The organism is Moorena sp. SIO3B2 (genome assembly GCF_010692525.1).
Classification (GTDB): domain Bacteria; phylum Cyanobacteriota; class Cyanobacteriia; order Cyanobacteriales; family Coleofasciculaceae; genus Moorena; species Moorena producens.
In genome coordinates this window covers 1-12,321 of the sequence record NZ_JAAHHE010000190.1, presented here as the reverse complement: position 1 = coordinate 12,321, position 12,321 = coordinate 1, and the positions used below count along the sequence as shown (strand labels likewise).

The following is a 12,321-nucleotide window of genomic DNA, read 5'->3' as shown; positions in this document are numbered from 1 at the left end:
GCTAATCCTTGAAGCAAAGGTTGAGCTTCATGCTCTTTAAAGCCCTCTAGTTGAATCGCCTGACCAATATTAAAAGGAGTTCTTTTGTGGTCAGTAATTAAGCCAGAGGGGGTAGCCACCCCAAACAGAGCAAAGGTTAAATTGCCATAGTCTCGATTGATAGTACGCTGATTATAGCAGAAGCGAATCAGAGCAAAAAAGTCATTAACTGGAAAATTCAAGCCCAACACGCTATCAACTTCATCAATAAAAACTACCCTTTTATTGGGTAAACTGTTATCTGGTTGCTCAAGTTCATCCAGCAACACTTCTTCTAGAAATTGACTCAACCGCTGAACCGTAGAAATATCCCCTCTTTCATTCCACCACTTTTTTAAATTCACCTTTCTTCGTAAACCAAAACTTCGCCATAGCTCTACTGCCAATCCCTTATACCATTGGTCAGGGGTAACATTTTCGCTGCCAATCCGAGTCAGGTCGATGGCCGCGCAGCTAATCCCCTCATGGTTCAGGTGGTTAATCATACGTACCATCAGGCTTGACTTGCCCATCTGGCGGGGATTGAGAATGTAACAAAACTTCCCTTGCTTTAATGATTTGTAGAGAGTTCTGTCAGCAGAACGCACCACATAAGTGGGAGAATCCATCGGTAAACTTCCCCCCACTTGATAATCAAAATTCGCGGCTTGTTCGTCACTCTTCAGTAACTCGTTTTCAAATATTAGTTCCGCTTGAGTAGCTTTGAGAACTTCCAAAGTTTGAGATAGTTCTTGAGTGCGCTCTTCTACTTTAAGCTCTAGATTGCGGTTATAGTCTTCTAACTGTCCATAGAGACGAGCATTTTCAATAGAGATAGCAGCTTGAGCAGAAAGCATTCTTAAAACTTCAATGCGATCGCTAGTAAATGCCTCTGTGGTTAAATTATTTTCTAAATATAAAATACCGCTTAGTTTGCCTTGATTTAACAAAGGAGTACAGATAATCGATTTGGGTTGAGTGGCAACAATGTAGGGGTCACGAGTAAATTGTCCTTGATTAGCCGCATCACTTAAGACTAAATTTTCCTGGGTGCGAGCCACATAATTAATGATAGAGACTGACAAGATCGGGGTTTGACTAGCAGCATCCACAGAGTCTACTGGCAGGGATTGCAGTGTAGTCACCTGATCAGAATCCACTGTTCCTTCAGCTTCAATTACCCAATCACCGTCTTTATCCAGTATCAGAAAACCTTGTTGAGCCCCTGCATTCTCAATCAGGATTTTCATTAACTTTTCCAGCAACTTGTCTGGGATAATTTCCCCAGAAATAGTTTGCGATGCTTTCAGAATGCTATTGATATCCAAAACACCAGATGTAGTTTTACCTGAGTCGGTAATGGACGGATTTAAGCTAGTTTTAATAGTATCTGTTGAAACTGTAGCTAAAAATTGTGGGTATCGAGCTTCCAAATCTTTGACCTTAGCCACAGCTCCCCAGCCTTGATAAGTATAGTGGGCATCTTGTAGGTAGTGGCGAGCAACGTGGTTTTGGTTTCTAGCTAAATAGAATTTGCCTGCTAGTTCATAAGCTAGGGCTTCGTCGTTGAGATAGTCGTTTTTATGGGCTAAAGTAATAGCGCGGTCGTAATAGTCTCTAGCTTCGCTATCTTTGCCTAAAACTCGGGTTCGTTCAGCTTCGACTAGATAAAATTTGTGTAGAAAATTCATCGGAGCTTGCTTTGCCCATAGTTCCATTTTTTCTTGTTTAGCAGCAACCTTGGTCAAGATTTCTGCTCTTTCAGTCTCTGAAGCATCAGGATAAAATGCTAGTCGAGCCAGGGCATCATAGAAGTAGGCAGTGGTAAGGATGAATGATGAGCCAGCATTAGCACCATATTCTTCAAACTGGTCGGCATATTCAACAGCTTGCTGAAATTCATGGAAAAGATAACACAGAGTAAGTTTATGTGAATAAGCGTGCATCAGTGCAGTGCGATCTCCACTGGCAAGATGGACTGGCATCATCTTTTCTTCATCATATGCTTCACCAATCAAACGGCAGGGATTGTCGGCTTCTCCCATCAAGTTAAGGATAGCCTGCATATAGGTTTGAGTCCAATGAAGGTAAGCTTCCTGCTGAGTTTGAATAGTAGCTACAATTGCTTTTGCTGTCTCTTTCTTAGCATCAATCAGTTCCACGCCACTCAGGTATAAAGCGTAGGCATAGGTAACCATAGGACTAGCGGCATATTCAAGATCTCCAATCTCTATCGCATTTTGATAAGCTTCCATGGATAAAGATGATGTGTCCCTGAGCGGTTCCTTCCAATGCTTGAGCTGCAACTTATATGCTGTATAAGTTCTTGCTTTAAATGTTTTATCTTTGAATCGTTCTAGTAACTTCAAAGCCAGTTGACCAAACTGATAGCCAGCCTCAAGCTCCCCTAATAAGCAGAGGATAAGCCCGTAACCGGCATAGGGAAAAGCAGAATCAGCTGAATGACCATACTGAATCGATAAATTCACCTGTCGGCACCAAATTACCAAGCTGAGTTGATTCATTGCTATGTAGGCAGGACTAAACAAGTAGTTCATAACCCGCATAGCTGCTAGTTTATACGGATCGATCATTTGGGGTAAGTCCATTAGCGCTTGGGCTTGCCTGCCCCCCAAGGCAGACTTGATCTGCTCTATCTCTGCCGTCAGATCAGATTGGCTGGATTGTTCAGGTAATTCGATCCCAAGTAATTTCAGAACGTCTAGCCCACTTTTGACTGCTTCTATAAATTTTATTTGAGCACAATAGGCTTGAATTTTGACTTCATAGACTTTGACTTTGTCTAGCAGTGTTTGGGCTTTTTGCCAGACTATCTCAGTCAAGGGCTCCATTTGGTCGTAGTTGGCAATTGTATAAGCTGCTTCTGCTGCCTCCATATACAAATCTAAGCTGAGGTTATACTGGTGCGACCAACTCTGGTTACCTAACAAACTTAAGCCGGTCTGGAGATAATTGAAACCAAGTTGATGAGCAGCTGAAGATTTCGCTTTTTTGCCTGCTCGTAGATTTAATAGAGCTAACTCATCTCGCTCTGTTTGTCCCTCAATTAGCTCCCGACCTTTGTTCAACTGGTTAACAATCTCAAACAGCTTCTGTTCAGATTCTTCAGAGGATGTATTTTGCAGTAACAACTTGCCAATGCCCAGATGTACTGCTTGGGTATCTGCTTTGGGAATCAGCGAGTAAACTGCTTGTTGGATGCGGTCGTGGGCAAATTTGTATTCTACAACTAACTGATTTGACAATCCTTCTACATCAAGTTCCACCAACTGGTAGGCATAGCTAAGGGGTATAATTAGACCAGATTGGAGTGCTGACCGTAAATCCGTTGCAGTTTCCCCTATAGATTTTTCATATATCACTGCCAGTGTTTTCAGCTCAAACTGGTTCCCTATGCAAGCGGCTAATTTTAATAAGGCTTGAGTTTGTGTGGGTAAGTCTTTAACTTTTTTAGTCATCAACTCCACCACATTATCTGTAAGGGGTTGCGCTTTTATTTGCTCTATATCCCACTCCCATTTCTGAGAAGGATAGTTAAAATACAACCAACCTTCAGAATACAGAGATTTTATAAACTCATTGATGAAAAACGGATTTCCGCCAGTTTTTTCCTGTATTAATTTTGCAAGGGGTTTAGCAGTTATTGAATCTACGAAAAACGTATCAACGATAAGTTGGCTAACATCAGTTAAGGCTAAGGGGGGAAGTAGTATTCTCTTAATGTTTACCCTAGCTGATTCAATCTTTTCCAAGGTTTGAGTCAACGGATGTACTTCGTTTACTTCATTATCCCGATATGCCCCAATGAAAAATAGATATTTATTATCTCCTGCTGTCATCAGCAGTTGAATTAATTTCAACGAAGCTCTATCTGCCCACTGTAAATCGTCAAGGAAAATGACTAACGGATGTTCCGGTTGAGTGAATATCTTAATAAATTTTTGAAAAACAAAATTAAAGCGATTCTGGAGTTCTGTTGGCGGAAGCTCTGGGACAGGTGGTTGTGAACCAATAATCAGTTCTACTTCAGGAATAACTTCAATGATTACCTGTCCATTTTCCCCTAATTCCCCTTGCAGCTTCTGTCGCCAATTGTTAATCTCTTGCTCACTTTCGGTGAGTAACTGTTGTACTAATGACCGAAATGCCTGAATTAAGGAAGCGTAAGGAATATCTCGTTGAAACTGGTCAAACTTACCAGAAATAAAATAGCCATGTTGCCGAGTCAGTGGCTTATATAGCTCCTGTATTAATACTGACTTGCCAATACCAGAATACCCCGAAACCAGCATCATTTCACTAGCTCCTTGGCTGACTCGATCAAAAGCAGCTAATAGGGTAGCAATCTCCTGTTCTCGTCCATACAGTTTTTGTGGTATTTGAAATTGATCGGAAACCTTGTGCTGATCGATTAGCAAAGTATCAATTTGCCCTTTGGTTTGCCACTGTCTGAAACATTCTTCTAAATCTGCCTTGATCCGATAGGCTGATAGATAGCGTTCCTCAGCATTTTTCGCCATCAATTTGAACAATAGCGCTGAAATAATTGGTGGAATATCTGGTTTGATTTCCTGTGGTGGTGTCGGTTGTTTAGCAATATGACAATGGACTAATTCCAAAACATCATTGCTGGGGAAGGGTAACTGTCCCGTCAGCAATTCATAAAAGGTCACCCCCAGGGAGTAAAAATCAGTGCGGTAATCGATGGCTCGATTCATTCGACCTGTTTGTTCTGGGGAGATATAAGCTAAGGTTCCTTCTAATACATTCGGGTTGCGAAAGGTTGAGATTTCTCGGGACAGTTTGGTTGAAATCCCAAAATCAATTAGCTTAAGCTTACCAGTATTCTGATTTAAGATAATATTTGATGGGTTAATATCTTTGTGAATAATATGCTGCTGGTGAACCTGACCGAGAATGTCAACAATCTCAATGGCCAGGTGGAGAAACTCAGCAATTGTGAATTCCTGCTTCGGAATTATCCGATTGAGAGATTCGCCCCCAAAATCTTCTAACACCATCACCCAGTTAGTTTCTAGGTTTTCCCAGCTGTAAACATCGATTACACCGGGTAAGTTAATAGTTTGGGTTGTTTCATACTCTCGCTTGAACCAAGCAATGGTTTCCGGGGAAGGATAAGCCTGTTTGAGCATTTTAACGATAACAGGTTGGTCATCTGCCCGCCGATGTCCCCGATAGACTAGGGAGTTGGTGCTCTCATGGAGTTTTTCCGTAACTTGGTAACCTGATAAATCGCGCATGCTTACCTCCTTTAAAGGAGTTTTGATCAGCTCAAACCACAACCAGTGCGGTTTGAGCTGATCAAATAATAATCCATTTGCCCAATTGTACAAAGTTATGAGTGATTTACAGTCAAACACCCCACCTAACCGTTAGGTTAGGTGGGGTGCATCTCCTAAAAGCTGTTTGACCCGGTGGGTGGAATGGGCACCTTTACAAAAGCAATGCAGCTTCTTCTTCTTCTTCTGATGGAGAAGGCTCTGGATCTGGCAAGGGAAAAGGGTCTGGATCTGGCAAGGGATCGGGACCGGGATCGCCCATAGTAAGGGCAATGGGAACTTGTTCGTCTGCAAATAACCCTGCAATTTTAGCAGCTTCTTTGCTGATCATCGCCGTCTGCTCTGCTTCAGATAAACCCACTTTGTCCATTACGGAACTGGGGTTATTGATGAAAAAACTTTGTTTCTTGGGGTCAAGGGCCAAATCGGTTAATAAATCAAATAGTTTACTCATCAGATATCCTCCTAATTTTTATAGTCACGAATCGAGAATCTAAGCTAATGGTAGTCATTTTACCCACAGCAACAATTTCTTAAATTCTTTTTCCCGTTCTGCTTCTGACAATGCTGGAGTTTGAACAAGCCTTTCCAGTGCGTATTGATCATAGATTATCAAGGCAAGCAATCGATAAGGCCATGCTTCACCAGTCATCTCATCATAGTGTTGATCATAATATCGCAGAATTTCACTTAAATCAGCAAGGAAGGAAAGACCACTGGCAGATCCTTCGACCCATGCAAAGTTTTGCCACAGCCATAATTGTGCCTCTGCTTTAATATCAGGATTGTTGGGTTCAGGATTGTTGGGTTCAGGATTGTTGGGTTCAGGATTGTTGGGTTCAGGATTGTTGGGTTCAGGATTGTTGGGTTCAGAATTATTGAGGACATCATCAATAAGCTCCTTTAATTTATGTCCTGACATAACTTCTGGCTCAGCCAGCTTCTTCAACTTATTCTTGGTTTTAGGCTCAGCCTTTATCATGTATCTCAATACTGCTTTACATATCTCAGCAAGCTTGGCATCTATTTTTTGAATAAGTATCTTGCATTCTTCTCTAAATTTATCATTAAGTTGGTCTTTTTCCTTCTTTTGTGTACCTTCAATTACCTTGAAAATGAGTTGACCTATCAAATCACCTGGCTTCAGGATCAAGAGTTGTTGCGTACAAGCGATCGCTGCACTATAGTATCTCTCTTTCTCTTTTGAGTTATCTTGTCTCTTCGTTAAATAAAAAAACAGAAATGCATGTTCATAAAGACTTACCCTCCTGCTTACTAAGAATGGAACAGGAGAAGGAGAGTGTTGTAAAGTCTCCATGTCTGGAGATATTTGTGTTTCTACTCCCAAATCCCACAATGACTCCTCGTATTCTTGAGCTAATCTGTGAACTGTCGATCGCATACCCCAAGCCCAGGCATATGTGGGGATAAGTTCAATCGCTTTGTTAAGATAATTCAAAGCTTGTTTTTTACTTTCTTGATCTATCTCATTTTCTTTGATTAATTTAATCTTATCCAGAGTTATTTTCAGGCGGTAGGTTGCTCCCAAGTGAGCTAATGCCCACCCATAGTTGCTGTTTTCTGGTGCTTTATGAGCAAGCGCTTTTTTGAAATGTTTTATAGCTGAGTCAATAGATTTATTTTTCTGCTCTTTATCATTTTCTGTAATTGCTCGTAGACGGTATGTTTCACCTAGATGTGCATAAGCCCAGAGATAGTTATCATTCTTTTTGACGGCTTTTTTCAAGTACTTTTCGGCCTTAGCATAATCCATCAACTGGTAGTAAGTTGTTCCTAGGTGGGCATTAAGCCAAGCATTGTCCGAGTCACTTTTTTGAAGTTCTTCAAATTTCTCTATCGCCTGTTCATAGGCTCCTGACAAGCGAAGAGTTTCTGCTTTTTGAGCAAGAGCCCAAGTGTTATTATCCATCTGTATCAAATTCCTCCTTGACTGTTATTTGAAACTTAATTTATTGAGGTTTGTTGTCTCAAAAGCTGTAAGCATATGCGCTACGTGCAGGCTACGCCAACAGCTATCAGCGTGTCGCGTATCAGCTTATGCGCTATGCCCACGCTACTTGATGTGCTTATGGGCTATTAATCTGAGTTACGGAAAGCTGTTCGCGTAGCGTGAGCTTTTAGCTCACGGCTGACCGCTGACGGCTGACCGCTGACGGCTGAATGCTTAACTAGCGAGTAATGCCTGAGTTTTCGGATCATCTCGCCACTCCATCCAAGCTGGGTCGTGAGCGACTAACTCAATGGCTTCATCATTAATAGGAATAGCTTCTTCTAGATATTCCCATGCTTGTTCGCAGTTACCTACCAAGATGGCTAAGCCGCTCAGTCGGTACAGAATATCTCCTCGATCCCCTGTCTGCCATTGAGAGCGCAATACTGACCGCGTAAGCTCAATCTCACTTTTGGCCTGGGTCAATCCTTGCCAACGAGCCTTTGCTACTGCAATACAGTACAAAGCTGTAGTGTCATCAGGAACTTCCTCTAACCTCTGCTGGCAACAAGCGATCGCTTCAGCATATTGGCCATCGTAGCAAAGGATTAACCCTCTCTCAATCCGCCAATTTTTCACAAATATGGTTTTGTCAAAGGCGATAGCACGGTCAAAATCAATCAGGGATTTCTTGTAGCACTTCATCAGCTCATAAACTCGGCAACGATAGGCAATTGCCCAAAAGTAATCCGGCTTCAGCTCAATGGCTCGATCCAAGTCAGCCACTGCCATTGTGTAATATGCTTCCCCCATAAAGCGGTAGGTTACGCCCCGGTGAGCGAGAGCCCAAAGGTAGTTAGGGTTGAGATCAATAGCGCGGCTAAAATCTGTTCGGGCTTCCTGATAACGTTTGATCTGACAGTAGGTTTGCCCACGGTGAGCGAGAGCCCAAGGGTTGTTAAAATTTAGCTCAACGGCATCGGTGAACTTGGCGAGGGCAGCTTCAAAATTTCCCATCAGCCGATCCGCCTCACCTTGCTGAGCTATAGCTTTAGCTTTCTGAGGGTTCTGTGGGGACGCTAACTTGAGGTCAGACACAGTTTGTTGATAAGCTGTCATCATATCTGTTTCTCCCCTGTAGCTTCTTTAACAAAAGACATACCTAAGCGCGCCATCATTTCTTTGTCCACAGGTGCTAGAGCTTGAGGCGGAATATAAAGGGTTGAAACCTCAGTAACACTGCTTTGTGGTAGCTTGGACAGAGGAATACGCTGGATAACTGGTTTGCAAACTGGATAATAAACTGCTGCTTCGTAAACAATCACTTCATGGTCACCTCCATAATGTGTCTTTAAGACCTCGGTCAATATGGTTAGAGGACGAAACTGTTCCTCCGGTTTATAAAAACCGAGATTGCCAACCATGGCAATCTGCCACAAAATCAAGGGGCTAGTGGGGTCAAATTTACGCCGTCGAATCAAAAAGTCCGTTGCTTCAAAACTTTGACACCCGTTTCGACCAGGATCGACACCAAGGTCAGCAAATAAGCAATCTTCCGCAGAAATTCCAGGTAGCATCTGTGCTCTGAAGCCTTCACGATGTGCCTGTTTAATAGCTGCCTGCACTGGATTGGCAAAAACCCCAGGATGACCGTAAAACACAGCACAGACATTCAGCCCCTTACGAACTTCTGTCAATATTTTTTCGGTCATTTCTTGATAAGTCTGTCTGCGCCATTGATTGTTCCGGTTATATGGCAAAGGTTCTGCTGTGGCATTCAATTCTTTGAGCCATTTAGCGGTTACTGGGTCAGCCAACGCATATAAAACCTTGTCCGCTTGTTCTATCCAGGCTTTCGCCCCCAAGGTCAGATGACTTACCAATTGAATCCCCGTACCGACAATAGTTAAAGAGCCAGTTTCCAAATTCAATTTACTCTTCAGCTTAGAATCGGAGTTTTTGATCATCATCAGAGTAACAGACACAAGACACAGACATTTAAGGTAAGCTATCAGCTATCAGCTTTCAGCATTCAGCATTCAGCTTTCAGCATTCAGCTTTCAGCTTTCAGCATTCAGCTTTCAGCTTTCAGCTTATGCTATGATGGGAACGCTACACCGAACAGCTTTTGAATCAGCAACGCTTTATTTTAAGCATTAGGCTGACAGCTGACAGCACCTCAAGTAGCGTGAGCTAAAAGCTCACGGCTGAATACTTACTATATTAGTTTGACTTTTGACCTATGAAACTCATAAAACTCATATAAAATCTCATATAAAATCTCATGAAAAAACTAATAAACAAAATATTGAATCGTAAACGGAGCATTAAAAACTGATCGTAAGCATTCAGCTAATGGGCTACGCCCACGCTACGCGAACAGCTAATGGGCTACGCCCACGCTACGCAAATGGCTGACCGCTGACCGCTGACCGCTGACCGCTGACCGCTGACCGCTGACCGCTGACCGCTGATCAATAATGATTAGGCTACAAGACAGAGGGTGCGTACATAAACTGCTGCTCTCCCTTTTTCATAAAATACTGTCGATACAATTCACAACTTGCGATCGCTTGAGCCCCTGAAAGTTTAATCAACCCCATACTGCTTAACTTGTGAGTTAGGATGGGGTCTAAGGGCACAGGTTCAGTGGCCTTGAGAACCGTATCAAGAGCTTGTGCTAATTCCGGCTGTTTTGCCAATGTTGCCCAATGACGCTGCAAGTGATGAGCATAAATTCCAGTGGCAGTGGGAGCACTTTCTAGCAGTTGGGACAGAGTTATATCCTTGCGACTAAGATGATAGAGCGTTAAGTTTACCAGTGCCGGATGTCCCCCCAGCATTACCATTAATTGTTTAGCTTCTTCGGGACCTACCCAGTCGAGTCCGTAGCTTTGGGCTAACTGCTGCACCTCATCCTGGCTGAAGTTTTTTAACTGAACCGGCAGCCCCACATTGAACGGAGACTGGTTAAGCTCCAGGGGAACGTAAATTTCCGTGGAGTGAACCACTACCAGGCGAAGCTTTTGCCAGATGGGCAGTCTTTTCCCTTCTTCGTACCAAGAACGCAACAGAGGTAAAAAATCCTTGGCGACTTGGGGATGCTCGAAAATCTGGCTCACCTCATCCAATGCCAAGATTAGGGGAGTATCAATTAACTCAAGTAGATAGTCTTGGAAGTAGAGGGTGCAGCTAATTTTACTGCCCAGGTCTTCATCCCAATACTCGTCTAGCATCGGTTTACGCTGAAGCTGGTGAGCGATGTTGGCACACAGCCAGCGCAAAAATTGATTCAAATTGCTTAAAATTTCCTGCTCGACTTGCTCTAGGTTCAAGCTCACAGTATGGTAGCCCAGGCGGTTGCCATGGTCAAGAATCCTCAGCAGCAGAGACGTTTTGCCCATTTCTCTGGGAGCTTTAATCCTGATTAACGCTCCCGGTTTCTTGATTTCTTGATAAACTTGCTCCTCAAGGGAAGAGCGTTCTAGGTAAAAGGGAGAGTCGAGAGGGATTGAGCCACTGGGGTAGCTTGGTAGTATCTCACCGGTTTCATGGGCGGGATTGCCCGGCAGATCTTGCTTCACCAGATCTTGCTTCAAAGGGTTTGTCTCTGAGGATGTTTGGGCAGTGGCATAAGACTCCAGCAGCACCCGACAGTTTTTCTTGCTTACCCGCTGGCCAATCACCTCCGAGAGTCGCTGATACAAATCTGGAGCAACGACATTGGTCAGGTAGCCTGCACTATAACCTGCTTCGAGGGCAATTTGGTTATAAGTTCTATACTGCCAAACCCCACCCAGCATAATTACTTCTGTGGAAGTAAGGGGTCGATGTTGACTATCTTTTAGTTGACGGTCAACAATTTCCAGTATACTATTAATATTCATGTACAAGGTCACTGAAATTTATCAACAAGCACCTTTTAAGTGCTCGAGCAAACGTGACACACCGAAACGTCACCTAAAGGTTTGGCCTTACCCTTTTGAAAACTAAAAGCTATAGTGTTTATTGAATTTAAAAAACACTATTAAAACACTATTATGCATAATATGAATCAGCAAATCAGATGGGTTTACCCTGAATGAGCAACCAATTTTAGGTAAGCATTCAGCCGTCAGCCGTCAGTGGTCAGCCGTTAGTGGTCAGCCGTTAGTGGTCAGCTTATTGTATTCAAAAGCTGTTCATAAAGTAGCGTGCCCATAGCGCATAAGCTAATGGCTAATAGCTGATAGCTGATAGCTGATAGCTGATAGCTGATAGCTGATAGCTGATAGCTGATAGCTGATAGCTGATAGCTGATAGCTAATGGCTAATAGCTGATAGCTGATAGCTAATAGCTGATAGCTGATAGCTGATAGCTGATAGCTGATAGCTGATAGCTTACAATTTTAGAGCTGATGACTGGGCAATGGCACCCCAGTTAACCAGCAGTGGGAGCATGTCACTTATGCCGAACATTTGTACGCTTATTTGGGTAATAGGTAATGGGTAATAGGTAATGGGTAATAGGTAATGGGTAATAGGTAATGGATAATAGGTAATAGGGGGAGCCTGTCACCTATCAATATTTGTACATTATCTATAGCTCCCGGGTTTAAGCTTGCGCTAATGGGAAATAGTACTAATGTTTCAGCAACGCCAGACCTCCTTTCATTTCTTCTCCTGACCCTCAGCTATAATACCATATATAATTTCCAGCTTAATATTAAATATTGTTAACTAGTTGTATTCCTGGGACTCCCTGACTGGGGAGGGCTATTATAGCAGAGAATAGCAGAGAATAGCAGAGAATAGCAGAGAATAGCAGAGAATAGGCAAAAAAGTGGCGTTTGCGCTTCAAAGCCATTGATTTTGTTTGTATAAACGCGATTTAGTCAGATTTTTATAAGCGGGAAATGGGGAGATATAGCGCTACGCGCAAGTCCGCAAGTCACAAGTCAGAAGTCAAAAGTTTACTACAACAGGTTTTCAGCTTTTAGCCATTTCCTAACTTTATTGCGTAGTGCTATAGGAAGAATTCTCCCCATTTCC

At 42.8% G+C, this 12,321-nt stretch carries 7 protein-coding genes; all 7 read right to left on the bottom strand.

Annotated features, from left to right (window positions below):
* The coding region (locus tag F6K38_RS26850; RefSeq protein ID WP_287358109.1) for an AAA family ATPase at positions 1-5,300 on the bottom strand (5,300 nt) is incomplete at its 3' end.
* Positions 5,301-5,493: 193 nt separating this feature from the next.
* On the bottom strand, positions 5,494-5,793 hold the full coding sequence (locus F6K38_RS26845) for a hypothetical protein (protein WP_287358107.1): 300 nt from the start codon (positions 5,791-5,793) through the stop codon (positions 5,494-5,496).
* Between the two features lie 54 nt (positions 5,794-5,847).
* Positions 5,848-7,269: a tetratricopeptide repeat protein gene (locus tag F6K38_RS26840; RefSeq protein WP_287358105.1), complete on the bottom strand. Its 1,422-nt coding sequence runs from the start codon at positions 7,267-7,269 to the stop codon at positions 5,848-5,850.
* A gap of 167 nt (positions 7,270-7,436) precedes the next feature.
* Positions 7,437-7,559: a hypothetical protein gene (locus F6K38_RS26835; protein ID WP_287358102.1), complete on the bottom strand. Its 123-nt coding sequence runs from the start codon at positions 7,557-7,559 to the stop codon at positions 7,437-7,439.
* Positions 7,525-8,412, bottom strand: a complete 888-nt coding sequence (locus F6K38_RS26830; RefSeq protein WP_287358099.1) for a tetratricopeptide repeat protein — start codon at positions 8,410-8,412, stop codon at positions 7,525-7,527. Before F6K38_RS26830 ends, F6K38_RS26835 begins: the two co-directional genes overlap by 35 nt.
* Positions 8,409-9,260 carry an SAM-dependent methyltransferase gene (locus F6K38_RS26825; protein ID WP_287358097.1) on the bottom strand — a complete coding sequence of 284 codons (852 nt, stop codon included), beginning with the start codon at positions 9,258-9,260 and terminating at the stop codon, positions 8,409-8,411. The genes F6K38_RS26830 and F6K38_RS26825 overlap by 4 nt, the downstream gene beginning before the upstream one ends.
* Before the next feature lie 519 nt (positions 9,261-9,779).
* On the bottom strand, positions 9,780-11,177 hold the full coding sequence (locus tag F6K38_RS26820) for an AAA-like domain-containing protein (protein ID WP_287358094.1): 1,398 nt from the start codon (positions 11,175-11,177) through the stop codon (positions 9,780-9,782).
* Positions 11,178-12,321 lie beyond the last annotated feature (1,144 nt).